Annotated in this window: 10 protein-coding genes, 1 other RNA gene and 1 pseudogene; all 12 read left to right on the top strand. The window is 40.1% G+C overall.

Going from position 1 to position 14,652, the window contains the following annotated elements:
* Positions 1-93 precede the first annotated feature (93 nt).
* The 12 genes and pseudogenes from ACKU4N_RS13925 to wecC all read left to right on the top strand — a co-directional run bounded on the left by ACKU4N_RS13925 (position 94) and on the right by wecC (position 14,611).
* Complete coding sequence (locus ACKU4N_RS13925) at positions 94-1,329, top strand: S-adenosylmethionine:tRNA ribosyltransferase-isomerase (RefSeq protein ID WP_321317263.1); 1,236 nt, start codon at positions 94-96, stop codon at positions 1,327-1,329.
* Positions 1,330-1,461: 132 nt separating this feature from the next.
* Positions 1,462-1,605 carry a hypothetical protein gene (locus ACKU4N_RS13920; protein ID WP_321317261.1) on the top strand — a complete coding sequence of 48 codons (144 nt, stop codon included), beginning with the start codon at positions 1,462-1,464 and terminating at the stop codon, positions 1,603-1,605.
* A gap of 169 nt (positions 1,606-1,774) precedes the next feature.
* Positions 1,775-2,929 carry an SPOR domain-containing protein gene (locus ACKU4N_RS13915; RefSeq protein ID WP_321317259.1) on the top strand — a complete coding sequence of 385 codons (1,155 nt, stop codon included), beginning with the start codon at positions 1,775-1,777 and terminating at the stop codon, positions 2,927-2,929.
* A gap of 123 nt (positions 2,930-3,052) precedes the next feature.
* The gene (locus tag ACKU4N_RS13910) at positions 3,053-3,382 is read left to right on the top strand and encodes a four helix bundle protein (RefSeq protein WP_321317257.1); all 330 of its coding nucleotides are present in this window, start codon (positions 3,053-3,055) and stop codon (positions 3,380-3,382) included.
* 192 nt (positions 3,383-3,574) lie between these two features.
* Positions 3,575-3,924, top strand: an RNA gene (rnpB, locus tag ACKU4N_RS13905) — RNase P RNA component class A.
* Between the two features lie 1,037 nt (positions 3,925-4,961).
* On the top strand, positions 4,962-6,914 hold the full coding sequence (locus ACKU4N_RS13900) for a polysaccharide biosynthesis protein (RefSeq protein WP_321317254.1): 1,953 nt from the start codon (positions 4,962-4,964) through the stop codon (positions 6,912-6,914).
* Positions 6,915-7,227: 313 nt separating this feature from the next.
* Positions 7,228-9,654 carry an SLBB domain-containing protein gene (locus ACKU4N_RS13895; protein WP_321317252.1) on the top strand — a complete coding sequence of 809 codons (2,427 nt, stop codon included), beginning with the start codon at positions 7,228-7,230 and terminating at the stop codon, positions 9,652-9,654.
* 59 nt (positions 9,655-9,713) lie between these two features.
* Positions 9,714-10,109 carry a GxxExxY protein gene (locus tag ACKU4N_RS13890; RefSeq protein WP_321317250.1) on the top strand — a complete coding sequence of 132 codons (396 nt, stop codon included), beginning with the start codon at positions 9,714-9,716 and terminating at the stop codon, positions 10,107-10,109.
* A gap of 85 nt (positions 10,110-10,194) precedes the next feature.
* A complete protein-coding gene (locus tag ACKU4N_RS13885; RefSeq protein WP_321317247.1) occupies positions 10,195-11,340 on the top strand; it encodes a GNVR domain-containing protein in 1,146 nt (381 codons plus the stop codon).
* 98 nt (positions 11,341-11,438) lie between these two features.
* A pseudogene (locus tag ACKU4N_RS13880) lies at positions 11,439-11,753 on the top strand (GxxExxY protein); the annotation flags it as partial.
* 150 nt (positions 11,754-11,903) lie between these two features.
* Positions 11,904-13,358 (top strand): UDP-glucose 6-dehydrogenase, encoded by a 1,455-nt coding sequence (locus ACKU4N_RS13875; RefSeq protein WP_321317243.1) that lies wholly within the window; start codon positions 11,904-11,906, stop codon positions 13,356-13,358.
* Between the two features lie 35 nt (positions 13,359-13,393).
* Positions 13,394-14,611, top strand: a complete 1,218-nt coding sequence (gene wecC / locus ACKU4N_RS13870) for a UDP-N-acetyl-D-mannosamine dehydrogenase (protein WP_321317241.1) — start codon at positions 13,394-13,396, stop codon at positions 14,609-14,611.
* Positions 14,612-14,652 lie beyond the last annotated feature (41 nt).

The raw sequence follows: 14,652 nt of genomic DNA, 5'->3' as shown, positions 1-14,652 counted from the left end.
GTTTTTGATTCCCGACAAAGTTAGCTATTTTTGCCGATCAAAAGGTAAAGCCCCTTTTTTATTAGGAATAAAGCTTGATTAATTAAGAAATAGATGGATTGTAATATCAATACAAATAGTTTGGACGCCAGACAAATTCAAATTTCAGATTTCACCTACGATCTTCCCGATGAGAGAATTGCCAAACATCCTTTAGCGAACAGGGATTTGTCAAAATTGCTGATTTACAAAAACGGATTGATTTCTGAATCTGTATTTGAAAATTTGCCTTCGGAGATTGCAGCCGGAACAACGATGGTATTTAATAATACCAAAGTGATTCAGGCCCGGTTGATATTTCATAAGGAGACAGGAGCCCGGATTGAAATATTCTGTTTGGAGCCTTTGAGGCCGGCTGATTACAATTTGGCTTTTCAGGCTTGTGGTTCTTCATCCTGGAAATGTATTGTGGGGAATGCACGAAAATGGAAGTCGGGTGAATTAAAAATGCCTTTCTATGTTGAGGACAAAGAGTATTTTCTGAAAGCCGAGAAGCAGGAAGCATTGGAAGGAGCTCAGGAGATCTTTTTTTCGTGGAATCATCCGGACCTGAGCTTTAGCGAGGTGTTGGAACAAACCGGTAAAATTCCAATTCCCCCCTATTTAAACCGCGATACGGAAGCAACGGATCTGCTTCGCTACCAAACTGTTTATTCAAAGTATGAGGGGTCGGTAGCTGCACCAACAGCAGGACTGCATTTTACTGAGGATGTGTTTTCTCATTTGGAAGCAAAAAAGATCAGGCGCGAGGAATTGACTTTGCATGTGGGGGCAGGAACGTTTAAGCCTGTAAAATCGGAGCAGATTGGCGATCATGAAATGCACACTGAGCATATTCAGGTTACTCTTGAGAGTCTTCAGAACATCATAAAGCTTCGCGGGCAGATTATTGCAGTAGGTACCACTTCTGTGCGAAGTTTGGAGAGTTTGTACTGGATGGGAGTTAAAATTCTGACCAAAAAGGAAAACCCTCATTTGTTGGAGCAGTGGGAGGCTTACCAGTTGCCGGCTGATTACAGCAGACAGGAATCATATCAGGCAATTTGCAGCTATATGCAGGAGAATGATTTGACTTTATTTAATGTGGCTACTCAGATTATCATCGCTCCGGGATATGAATTCAAAGTTATTTCGGGTTTGGTAACAAATTTTCACCAGCCGCAAAGTACTCTGCTTCTTTTAATCTCGGCACTTGTTGGTGATAATTGGAAGAAGATATATCAATACGCGCTGAAGAATGATTTTCGTTTTCTGAGTTATGGTGACAGCTCCTTGCTGATGAGAGGGTAGGAGTCCTAAAAGTCAAAGAGTCTTGAAAAGTCTTGAAGAGTCTTGAAAAGTCTTGAAGAGTCTTGAAGAGTCTTGAAGAGTCTTGAAGAGTCTTGAAGAGTCTTGAAGAGTCGAAGGTCAAAAGCATATTTGGTGGAAAAAGAGGTGGAAGTATCAGCGGTAGAGATTGCTGCCTGGGGTGAGGAGTTTATTTTGAATGCTTGTTTTGGCGGTTCGGGATGTTCTGAAAATGAGCATCATGAGAATCGAAGAATAGAATTAATTTTTGTATTGTAAATCTATCGTCATTCGTCCTGTAAAGAGAAATTGTCTTTTGCAATATTTATTGTCATTAATTAATTTTATTATATTTACTACTGTTAATTTTTGTTATTTTTGAGAATTAATCTGACACTCTATTCTGCCATCTGTTATGAGGAATATCTACTTTTTAATCTGTTTTTTCTTGACCGCCGGGACAATCGGTTTCTTTTCTCCTTTTTTCGATATCAATTTTGCCGGCTCCGATGCCGGAGGTTCAATATATGGTGTGGAAATTGCAAAATTTAAATATCCGGTGTATACCGATTATTTCGAGGAATTAAATGACGTTGTAGAGTTGAGTGGCAAAGATGGAGTGTATCATTATTTATCAGGTCTTAGCAATTCCAGAAGTGAAGCAGAGAATCGGGTGGAAGAAGTAAAGTCTTTCGGATACGCAGATGCCAGGGTGTTGGATTTAAATCTGGAGTTTTCGTCGGAGCAGCTTGCCGGAGTTCTTGCAAATAAAACAGGCGGTCAGGATAAAACTCAGAAGAAAAAAATCACCAGCCAAACAGTAAAAAAGAATCCTGCAGCTGAAACCGCAATTGCTAAGCTGACTGATATAGGTAATGATTGTTACTACACGATACTTCTTCAGAAAAGCAAAAGCATTCTAAATGCCGAAAGTTTTTCTCCGCACAATTCAGTGAAAGTACTGGAAGCAGATGGAAAGTTTCAATATGTATTGGGGCGCTTTGAGGATTTGGGCGGGGCTAAAAAATATTTGCAGGAAAAAGTGCTGACAGATTTTCCCTATGCCAGCCTTGCACTTATTAATAAAGGGGTGTTAGCGAAAGTGAACGCAGACACAGAAGGGAAAAGTGATGTGAAAATCTCCTCGAATCAGACAGGATCCTATAATATGGGGCGGAAAATGAGGGGAAAGGAATATGTTGACTACTATTATGAGCTAGGACATTTAAAGATGTCTGAAAAACCAATTTACATGATTGAAATTGGAGATTATCACGATAAAAAGATTGCGGATGAGGCGGTTCAGAAATTAAAGGATCTTGGTTTTACTCAGGCAAGAATAAAAACCCCCTCAGGCCGAAAAACGGAGACCGTTCAGCAAAGTCCTTCTGCAGATGCCCATTTTACCATTCAGGTATTTGCAAGTAAATCTGAAATAAACCTTAAGCGGCTTGCAATTAAAGATCTTACCCGGACATTTGATCCGCAGGACGAGTTGTACCGTTATTTTTATGGTGATTACGACAATTATTGGGTTTGCCGCCGGGAACTGCGCGAAATCCGTCAAAAAGGCTGCAGCGATGCATTTATTGTCCGATTATAGGTTCCAAACTTCCAAGGATCAATCTTGAAGTAAAAAGGATAAAGTACAAAGGGTGAGAAGTATAAGGAATATTGTAAGTGTAAAGTATAAAGCCACGTGAAACAAAATGAATTGCAAGCTTGATTGTTTAATTTTTCTGTTGACATCATAAAACAGGTAAGGGTGTTTCCAGATTCGCGTGAGTATCAAGTAATCTCCTATCAGATATTAAAGTCAGCAACTTCTGTTGGGGCAAATTACGAAGAAGCGCAAGCAGCTGTCTCAGAAGCTGATTTTGCTAATAAAATCTCTATTTCCCTTAAAGAGATAAGAGAAACAAACTACTGGATTCGTATTGTTAATTCTATCTCTGAGGAACAAAAACAATGGGGTATCTTGGAAAGAGAATCTGAGGAATTAATGAAAATATTGGGAGCAATAAGAGTTAAAATGTACCAAAAGCTAAAACGGTAACATTACCTTCCTTTGTATTTTTTTTCTTTTAACTACTTTTTCATTTCTTTTTATTTTATCCATTGTACTTTATCCTTTTTCCTTTGTACTTATTGCCTCCTTTGTACTTTTTCCATTTCTTCCCTTCTCTATTTTATACTTTATACTTGTTACTTTTTCCTTTATACTTGTTATTTTTTCCTTACATTTGTCCCGGCAAACCGTTCTATCGCTGCTTTGCAAAAAGGAGAGGAAAGTCCGGGCAACATAGAGTAACATACTTCCTAACGGGAAGAAGGTCGAAAGACTTTAGTAGTAGAACAGAAAAGAACCGCCTTCGGGTAAGGGTGAAAAGGTGAGGTAAGAGCTCACCAGCACTGATGGTGACATTGGTGGCTGTGTACCTTATGTGTTGCAAGATCAAGTATACCGGCGTATGTAGGCTGACTCGGCTGATGTTCGGGGGGTGGATTGCTCGAGACATTTGGTGACAAATGTTCTAGATAAATGATAGAAATTCTTTTCGGAGAATACAGGACCCGGCTTACAGGTTTGCCTTTTTTAAAAAACAAATGACTGACTCATGATTGAGTTGGTCTTTTTTTTTGTGATATAGTGAAAGTTTGGAAGGGTCTCAAAAGTCTGGAAAAGTCGAAAGTACAAAGTACAAAGTACAAAGCCCAAATTCCAAAGTACAAATTCCAAAGGAAAAAGGGAGAGCCTGAAGGGCTCAAATATAAATAGCCCGGGGGAAAGGAGCGAAGCGAATGCCACCCCGGGATAAGGATGGGACATTACAAATTGGCGCAGGTGAAAATAATTTTTTGAAGCAGGATCTTATTCTGCGCCACAAGATGTAATGTAAAAAGAAGCATGAGATTGAATTACCTCCCGGATGCAGTTGTTGGAGAAAAGTGTCTTGAAAAGTCAAAAGGTCGAAAAAAAGTCAATTGCAGTTTTATGGTTTAAATTGCTATGTGGCTTTAGTCCATGGTTTGTGAATATATATTGCCAACTGCTTTAGCTGTTGTGAGAAAAGATTTGTTGCAGCAATTCTCCCATTTTAAGGGGAGATCCCGACAGGGTGAGGGGTGTGGAATCGAAAGTCTTGGAAAGTCTGGAAGGGTCTTGAAAAGTCGAAAAGTCGAAAGGTCGAAGAGTCCAAAAAGTGAAATCTGATTTGGTTGCCATGTGGCTTTAGCCCTTGGTTTTGGGAAGAGATGCGTTTTGTGAATTGATGCAATCTCAACCGCCTAAGTTTTTGTGAGGAGGGTGAAGTAGGGAAAATGAATGGCAAAACGGTTAAAAGAAAGGATGGTAAAATCGTCATATTGTAAAATTATTTGATATTGTTTTAACTGACTTGAAATGAATCCATTGTGTTTTTATTGTAACTTTTACGCAACCCTTTGCGTTTTATGTAATCATATAGTTTTTAGGGCTTATGGATTAAAAGATTATTATTGTATGTGAATAAGCCATAAAAAACGACAAAAAGAAAAAATGGCAACTTTGACAGTTGCTTTTAGTAAAATAAGGACTTATTTTTGTACTTTATATATATTCAATACACTACTTACTACATATTAAACCAATATTTATGAATTTATCTAAAATTAGTGTTTTCGATCACAACACACCTCGTTGGATCGTTTTTCTAATTGATTTGTTTATTGGGCTGGTTTCAATTTCAGCAGCTTATTTGTTACGTTTCAACTTTAATCTGGAAAGCGTTAATCTGAGTTCTGCGAAGTTTCTAATTCCTTTGGTTTTAATGATGAGAGCTATAAGCTTCCTGATTGGAGGGACTTATGCAGGCATTGTCAGGTATACAAGTGCCAAGGATGCTGAACGTATTTTTGTAGTGGTTTCCCTGGGATCTGTATTGCTTGTTCTTGCAAACGGATTGAGTTACTATTTTATGAACGGCGTTTTCCTGCTTCCATTTTCCATTTTAATTATTGAATACATTTCAATGGTCTTTTTGATGACCAGCAGCCGGATTATTTTTAAAGCCATTTATTTCAGGTATTTAACCTATTCTAAAATTCGGGAGAATATACTGATTTACGGGAGCGATGAGTTTGGCATCATGGCAAAACATGCGCTGGACAGCGGTAAAGAGGTGAACAGTACCATTGTTGGATTTATAGATCATAACAACAGGAAAGTGGGAAGTAAATTAGAAAACATTAAGATTTACAGCCCTAATGATTTAGAGAAATTGTTGGAGAAACAGGAAATTGATAAGGTTATTATTGCCAAAAAAGATTTAAGTGTTGAGGAACGTCAGGATGTTATCGAAAAATGCCTGAATAAAAATGTGAAGGTTTGGGAGGTTCCTAAATTTGAAAGCTGGGTGAACGGCGAATTGAGTGTGAAGCAGATCCGGGCCATTAAGATTGAGGATTTGCTGGAACGGGAACCCATAAAATTAGACTGGGACGAAATCGACAGTCAGGTGCGTGATAAAACAGTCTTGGTAACTGGTGCGGCCGGATCTATTGGCAGTGAGATGGTTCGTCAGGTAGCCCGTTTTAAACCCAGAAACATTATTTTGTTTGATCAGGCGGAATCCCCCTTATACGATATCGAATTGTCATTGAAGGAAGAGTACAATTTTTACAATTTCGAGATTGTTATTGGTGACGTGCGTGATTTGGAACGAACCCGCAAAATGTTTGAGATTTTCAAACCTCAGCTGGTGTATCATGCGGCGGCTTATAAACATGTGCCGATGATGGAGAACAATCCTTCCGAAGCCATTAAAACAAATGTGTTTGGAACCAAGAATATTGCTGATTTATCTTTGGAATATGGAGTGGAGCGCTTTGTAATGGTTTCGACCGATAAGGCTGTGAATCCGACCAATGTAATGGGAGCATCAAAAAGAATTGCTGAAATTTATACTCAAAGCATGAATTTCCCCGGTGGACAAACGCATTTTATAACAACAAGGTTTGGGAATGTGCTGGGTTCAAATGGCTCTGTAATTCCACGGTTCAAGGCTCAGATTGAAAAGGGCGGTCCGATTACGGTTACTCATCCTGATATTACCAGATATTTTATGACCATTCCAGAAGCGTGTCAGTTGGTGATGCAGGCTGGTGCAATCGGTAAAGGAGGGAAAATCTTTATTTTTGATATGGGACGTTCGGTGAAAATCGTTGACCTGGCCTATAAGATGATCAAGTTGAGTGGTTTGAAGGTGGGTGTTGATGTGAATGTTCAGTTTACCGGTTTGCGTCCCGGCGAAAAATTGTTCGAAGAATTGTTGAATGTAAAAGAGAATACAGTGCCAACCAAGCATCCGAGAATCATGATCGCAAAAGTGCGTGCCTATGAGCGGGAAGAGGTGGAGCTATTGATTAAGCATTTTTGTGAGCTGCTTGATGAAAATGATAATTTCAGGATTGTTGCCCATATGAAAGCGATTGTTCCCGAATTTAAATCAATGAATTCAATTTATGAGCAATTGGATGCAAAAATTATCCGCAGGAAGGAACCGATTGGATTGATTGATTTAGCCGAAATAAAAGAAATGTTAAGGTAGCCGCGAAGAATTAAAAGTGACATTACAAAAACCGTATCAAGTTTAGGGACACGGTTTTTTTTATTTGGCACATTTGACAGTTTTAAAAAGGATTAAAATGTATTACTATTGCAGGGTATTCGTGTTTTTCCTGCAATATGTTCGATAAGTAAGGAAGTAAAAGGCTGAAAAATTAGGGAATTGTAGTTTCGTTCCTTATTTTTGTGCTGCTGAAAAAAAATATCTCTCGTCTTAGCAAATCAGGCTTTTGTCAAAGCAAAACGGATGTAGATGATGAGAAATAAATAGACACTATACAAATGTTATTGAAATTATGATTGGGTCGTTTAAAAAAATGTTTTTGCTTTGTTTGTTCGCGGTTTTATTCATCGGGACAGCAAACGCTCAAAATACAAATGTGAATCCTGCAAGCGTAAATGTGGAGGCGTTGAGTGATGCTCAGATCGAAAAGTTGATTTCCGAAATGGAAAAAAACGGCATGAGTCTGGAAGAGGCGATGGCCCTGGCGAGAGTAAGGGGTGCTTCTCAGCTGCAGATCGATCAGATGGTGAAAAAGATCAGTGAGTACAAAAGCGGTAAGCGTAAGGGAGAATCTGAAAATAAAGACTTGCCGGAGGATTTGGCAGAAACAAAGGAGGACGGCCTTTCTGAGAAAGCAGCCTTTGAAGCCACAGAAAAAAACAAGCAGGTTTTTGGTTTCCAGTTTTTCAATTCCAAAAATTTAAGTTTTGAACCGGCAATGGATGTGCCGGTTTCGGAATCTTACTCTTTAGGAATCGGCGACGAGGTAAATATATCTGTTTACGGCGCTTCCCAGCAAAATTATCAGTTAAGGGTTCAAAAAAGCGGAAACATTTCCATTCCTGATTTAGGGCCTGTTCCTGTGTATGGCATCTCGTTTAAGGAGGCACAGCAGAAAATTAAAAGCAGGTTGATTTCCATTTACAATGGTATGGGGGGCGAACGTCCAAATACCTTTGCTGATGTTAGTATGGGCAGCTTGAAAGGGGTTAAGGTAAATGTGATCGGGGAAGTGAATTTGCCGGGTACCTATACTTTGCCGGCAACAGCATCTGCCTTTAATGCCTTGTATTTGGCAGGCGGACCCAATGAGAATGGTTCTTTCCGAAGTATCGACGTGCTTCGCGATGGCAAATTGGTGTGCAGCATTGATGTGTACGCTTATTTAATCGATGGAAAAACACAAAACAACATACAGTTGCGCGATCAGGATGTGGTTTTGGTGCGCCCTTACGCAAAAAGAGTGAAAGTGGGGGGCGAATTCAAACGGAATGGTTTGTTTGAGGCTCAAACCAATGAAACAGTAGCTGATCTGCTGCGTTTTGCAGGGGGCTTTACCGATAAAGCATACACGCACCGTTTGGAATTGTACCGCAACAATACGCGGACACTAAGTTTTAAGGATGTTTCCTCCGATCAGTACAGTCAGGTGCAGCTGATGAACGGCGACTCTTTGGCAGCAGGCATGCTCACCGAACGTTTCGAAAACCGGGTAAGCATAGATGGAGCCGTGTATCGTCCGGGCAATTACGAACTGACCGATGGCCTGCAGTTGTCTCAGCTGATTATAAAAGCAGAAGGGCTCAAGGAAGAAGCTTTCATGGAGCGTGGGGTGATTACCCGAAAATTGGAAGATATGAGCTTGAAAGCCGTTTCTTTTTCGGTTCGTGATGTGGTGAACGGAAAAATAGATTTTGAACTCCGGAAGGAAGACCGGGTTCAGATCTCCTCCATATTCGATATGCGCGAAGCCAGAACGGTCGAGATCGTTGGGGAAGTTCAGTTCGAAGGAACTTATGCCTGGGCAGAAAATTTGCGGATTGGAGATCTGATTTTTCAGGCAGGAGGTTTCAAAGAGGATGCTGAGGTGGCTGGACTGGAAGTGAGCCGCGTGTTGGATTACCAGGAAACCAGCGAATTGACAAAATCACTGCTGCATACCTTTCAGTTTTCACTGGACCGGAATTTGAAATTGAATCCGGAAGATGAAGTTTTTCTGCTGCAGCCTTTCGATAAGGTTTATGTTCGCCGTGCACCGGGATATCGTCCTCAGGGAGCCGCCAACATCCAGGGAGAAGTAAAATATTCAGGGGATTACGGAATCACCCACAAGAATGAAAAAATATCAGATATCATCCGAAGGGCAGGGGGAATCACTTCGGAGGCTTATGTGAAAGGGGCCTCTTTGCGCAGACGAATCGAATTGAGCGAGGCGGAATATCAGGCCAAAGTAGCCATTGCGGCTCAGGATACCACCATGACCGAAGAGGATATTGAAAGGGTAGCCTATCAGATTGTGGGAATTGATCTGCAAAGCATTTTAGGCAATCCTGGTGGCGTGGAAGACTTGCAGGTAAAAGCAGGAGATCAGATTTTGGTTCCTTCTAAATTGGAGACGGTAATGGTATCCGGTTCAGTCCTAAGCCCGGTGGCTCACACTTTTACAAAAAAGAAAAAATTGAAAGATTACGTTTACAGCAGCGGTGGTTTTGCCGAACGTGCCAAAAAAGGAAAAGTGTATGTTCTGTATGCCAATGGAACCACTCAGGCAACCAAAGGAGGTTTGTTTGGCCGTCGTTTTCCGAAAGTAGAACCGGGTTGTGAGATCATTGTTCCTGAAAAACCGGAAGTGGACAAAGCCGGACAGGCAAGCAAATGGTTGGCCATAGCATCTACTTTTGCAACATTGATTACCGCTATTGCGGTGGCCACGCGTTAGGAATAGGGATTACACGGATGGCATTAAAAGGATTACGCTGATTAAAACAGATTGCACGGATGTCAAACTTGTTACACGAAGAAAAGACTTACTCAATAATTGGAGTGTGTATGGCCGTTCATCGATCATTAGGTTCCGGTTTTCTGGAAAGTGTATATTCCGAAGTATTGACAAAAGAATTTGAAAAAAGGAATATTCCTTTCGAAAGAGAAAAGAAACTGGAATTATATTATGATGGCGAAAAGCTAAATAAATATTTTAAAGCTGACTTTGTATGTTATAATTCTATTATAGTGGAGATAAAAAGCAAAATCAGAATAATAAAAGTAGACGAGCAGCAAATCATCAACTATCTAAAAGCAACGAACTGTGAAGTAGGGCTTTTGGTTAATTTTGGTGAAAGCTCCTTGAAATATAAACGATTCATTAATACCCTAAAAGTGAGATTACGCTGATTAATATCGATTACACAGATGATAGAGATGTACTCTGTTGCATCTGCGAAATCATTTTGAAATCCGCGAAATAACAATACGAAGTATGCAGGAAAAGGAACCCAATCAAACAGAAACGACTCGTGTTGATCATGAGGACGAAATAGACTTAATCGCTCTCGCCAAAACCCTGTGGGAAGGCCGCCGAACCGTCATCCGTACCACCCTTATTTTTATGGTGCTGGGTTTGTTCATCGCCATTTTCTCGGCCAAAGAATATACAGCCACAACCACTATGGTGCCTCAATCTTCCGAAGGCGGATCAAAACTGGGGGGCAGTCTGGGCGGACTGGCCGCCATGGCCGGTATCAATCTGGGAAGTATGGGCGGAGGATCAACGATTCCTCCTTCATTGTATCCTAAAATCATCAGCAGCATTCCCTTCCAAAAAGAATTGATGCAAACCCCTTTGAGCATTGAAGGGCAAAGCGGACAGGTAACATTTGCAGACTACTATCTGGAAATCAAAAAGCCCGGATTATTGGGGACTATCAAAAAATACAGCATCGGCCTGCCGGGCCTTATCATCAAGGCAATCAAAGGCGAACGTACAGACGCAATGCTTGCGTCTCAAAGCAATGACCAATTGCTAAGCATTACTGAAGAGGAAAAGAATCTAATCAATATCCTTTCAGCTCAATTATCTCTGGAAGTAAACGACAAAGACGGCTACGTAACCTTATCTGCTAGTATGCCCGAGGCCAAAGCGGCCGCTCAACTGGCAAAAAAAGCTCAGGAACTCTTGCAGCAAGCAATCACCGATTTTAAAATACAGAAGGCAAAAGATCAATTGGCCTTTGTCGAAGAACGCTATTCTGAAAAGGAAGCTGTTTTTAATTCCGTTCAGGATAAATTGGCCCGCTTTCGCGATCAAAATAAAAATGTAAGTAGCGCTGTGGCTCAAACTCAGTTGGAGCGTTTGCAATCCGATTTTACCATGGCTTCATCGGTCTACACCGAACTGGCCAAACAACTGGAAACGCAAAAAATACAGGTAAAAGAGGATACGCCGGTATTCACCATTATCGAACCGGTAGCCATTCCCATCGAAAAATCAAAACCCAAACGGCCCTTGATTTTAGTAATATGGACTTTTCTGGGAGGTATTGTTGGAGTGGGGATGGTATTTGGGAAGGAATTCTTTTCGGGTATAAAGGATAAGTGGAGTGAAAATACAAATGACGCGAATTAGGGCGAATTACGCGAATGGGAGATTTGCTATATAAAGAGGAGGCTTATGCTATTGCTGGGGCTTGCATGAAAGTACATGCTGCATGAGGAGCCGGATTCCTTGAAAGTGTATATAGTGAGGCTTTATGTTTAGAGTTTGAGAAGAGAAAAATTCCATTTGAAAAGGAAAAGAAGCTTGAACTGTTTTATGATGGAAATAAAATGAACAAATACTTTAAGGCTTGTCATCCTGAGGAACGAAGGATCTCTTACAATAATTGCCTAAGTAAATTTAAAGTTTATTAAACGATGTTGAAAATAGATGAACAACAAACAATCAACTATTTGAAAGCAACGAATTATCAACTGGGATTGCTCGTTAATTTTGGTGAATGTTCCCTAAAATACAAGCGATTGATTAATACTATAAAATAGATTTCGCTAATTAAAGCTAATTACACGAATGAAACTGATTAACCATGAGAAATGTGATGAAGTATCATTAGCGGAATTCGTCCTAATCCGTGGAATTTGTTACTAGAAGAGATAAAGTATAGTATAAACAACATAGAAGAATTACTAACGATGAATAGAATTAAGTCAATCAAAAATATCTGCTGCATAGGTGCCGGTTACGTTGGTGGCCCAACCATGGCAGTGATCGCTCAAAAATGTCCGCACATAAAGGTGACAGTGGTGGATCTGAATGCGCAGCGTATTGCTGATTGGAACGATACCGATTTAGATAAGCTGCCCATTTATGAGCCTGGATTAGCCGATGTGGTAGCAGAAGCCCGTGGTCGCAATTTATTTTTCTCTACGGATGTGGATCAGGCCATAGATGAAGCGCAGATGATCTTTATTTCGGTAAATACGCCGACCAAAACTTATGGTGTGGGTAAAGGAATGGCCGCTGATTTAAAATACATTGAATTGTGTGCCCGTCAAATAGCCAGAATCTCTAAAGATGATAAGATCATCGTCGAGAAATCAACACTTCCTGTTCGCACGGCAGAAGCACTGAGTACGATTTTAAATTCAACGGGCAATGGTGTGAATTTCGAAATTTTATCCAGTCCGGAATTTTTAGCCGAAGGAACTGCGATCAGTGATTTGCATCAGCCCGACAGAATTTTGATTGGTGGAGAGGAAACTGAAAGAGGGCAAGCTGCTATGGAAGCTTTGGTTGCTGTTTACGAAAATTGGGTGCCTCGTCAAAATATTATCACCACTCGTGTATGGTCTTCTGAATTGTCCAAACTAACGGCCAATGCCTTTTTAGCACAACGTGTTTCTTCCATAAATGCCATATCTGCTCTTTGTGAAAAGACAGGAGCTGATGTAGATGAGATTTCTCGTGCCATTGGTGCGGATTCACGTATTGGTTCTAAATTCCTGAAATCATCAGTAGGTTTTGGTGGTTCTTGTTTTCAGAAAGACATTTTAAACCTGGTTTACCTGTGTCAGCATTTCAATTTGCCTGAGGTGGCGGCTTACTGGGAGCAGGTAATTAAAATGAACGACTATCAAAAACACCGCTTTGCCAAAAACATCATCGATACCCTATTCAATACCGTTTCCGGCAAAAAAATCGCCTTCCTGGGCTGGGCATTCAAAAAAGACACCAACGATACCCGTGAATCTGCAGCCATTTACGTGGCAGACGAATTGTTACAAGACCGGGCAGAAATTCATATTTATGATCCTAAGGTCTCAGAGGAGCAAATCTTTGCGGATCTGAAATATTTACAAACAAATCGCATGAATTCACATTCGTGTAATTTGCCTCAATTCGCGGAATTAACTTCGGATGAAATCCGAAGCCTGGTAACTGTCCATAATGATCCCTACACCGCCATGCAAAACGCTCACGCTATCGCCATCCTTACGGAATGGGATGAGTTCAAAACCTACGATTGGCAAAAAGTGTATAGAGAAATGTTAAAACCAGCTTTTGTATTTGATGGAAGAAATATTGTAGTAAAAGATCAGTTGGCAGAGATTGGCTTTGAAGTATACAATATTGGAAGAGGGAATTGAAAAATAGTTTGTTAATCTGAATAAAGAATTAAAGAATGACTAGAAGTTTAAAGACAGCCTGTTTTATGGGTTTGGGTTACATTGGTTTGCCAACAGCAACCATTGCTGCACATAACGGGATTAAAGTATTGGGTGTCGATGTGAACCCCAACGTAGTTGAAACCATTAATCGAGGTGAAATCCATATTATTGAGCCTGGTTTGGGTAAGATGGTGAAAACCGTTATTGAAAATGGTTCTTTGAGAGCTGCCTTGAAGCCAGAAGTTTCAGATGCTTATTTTATAGTTGTTCCTACTCCTTTTAAAGGTGATCATGAGCCTGATATTTCTTTTGTTGAATCAGCAACTCGTGCTGTTATACCTTTGTTGAAAGAGGGTGATTTGTATGTGATTGAATCAACATCTCCTATTCATACTACAGATAAAATGGCTGATTTGATTTATTCTGAAAGACCAGAATTGAAAGGAAAGCTTCATATTGCCTATTGTCCTGAACGTGTTTTGCCTGGGAATGTGATTTTTGAATTGGTAAATAATGATCGCGTTATTGGAGGTGTGGATGAGCCTTCAACAGATGCGGCATGTGCTTTTTATGCTTCTTTTGTAAATGGTGAGTTGCACAAGTCGAATGCTCGAACAGCTGAAATGTGTAAGCTGACTGAAAATTCTTCGCGTGATGTTCAGATTGCTTTTGCTAATGAATTGTCATTAATTTGTGACAAGGCAGATATTAATGTTTGGGAGCTGATTAAATTGGCTAACAAGCATCCTCGGGTGAATATTTTACAACCAGGTTGTGGTGTAGGGGGACATTGTATTGCAGTAGACCCTTGGTTTATTGTTTCTGAGTACCCAGCTGAATCTAATATTATTGAGCAGGCAAGAAAAATCAACAACTATAAAGCTTTTTGGTGTGCCGAAAAAGTACATAATGCCATGTTGGAGTTTCAATTGAAAACAGGTAAGCAAGCAAAGGTCGCTTTGATGGGCTTGGCCTTTAAACCGGATATTGACGATTTACGTGAATCTCCTGCAAAATACATTACTCAAAAAGTGATGCAACGTTCTAATAATGCAGATATAATGATTGTTGAGCCAAATGTAAAAGAGCACAATGTTTTTAAATTGACCGATTACAAAGAAGCCTACGAAAAGGCTGACATTGTTGCTTTTTTAGTATCGCATAAAGAATTTAAAAGTCTTGAGAATGGTGAAGATAAAGTAATTCTTGACTTCTGTGGTGTTAATAAATAGATTTGATTGTTATCCTGCGTTGATATTTATCGAAATCAGGA

This window comes from Labilibaculum sp. (genome assembly GCF_963664555.1).
Classification (GTDB): Bacteria; Bacteroidota; Bacteroidia; order Bacteroidales; family Marinifilaceae; genus Labilibaculum.
Note: the sequence above shows the minus strand (reverse complement) of the source record. Positions and strands in the feature narration are given on the sequence as shown.

Coding starts and splice junctions, on each gene's coding strand:
- ACKU4N_RS13885 (WP_321317247.1), top strand. CDS start 10,195: ATGCAGGAAAAGGAACCCAATCAAACAGAAACGACTCGTGTTGATCAT.
- ACKU4N_RS13895 (WP_321317252.1), top strand. CDS start 7,228: ATGATTGGGTCGTTTAAAAAAATGTTTTTGCTTTGTTTGTTCGCGGTT.
- ACKU4N_RS13890 (WP_321317250.1), top strand. CDS start 9,714: ATGTCAAACTTGTTACACGAAGAAAAGACTTACTCAATAATTGGAGTG.
- ACKU4N_RS13875 (WP_321317243.1), top strand. CDS start 11,904: ATGAATAGAATTAAGTCAATCAAAAATATCTGCTGCATAGGTGCCGGT.
- ACKU4N_RS13925 (WP_321317263.1), top strand. CDS start 94: ATGGATTGTAATATCAATACAAATAGTTTGGACGCCAGACAAATTCAA.
- wecC (WP_321317241.1), top strand. CDS start 13,394: ATGACTAGAAGTTTAAAGACAGCCTGTTTTATGGGTTTGGGTTACATT.
- ACKU4N_RS13900 (WP_321317254.1), top strand. CDS start 4,962: ATGAATTTATCTAAAATTAGTGTTTTCGATCACAACACACCTCGTTGG.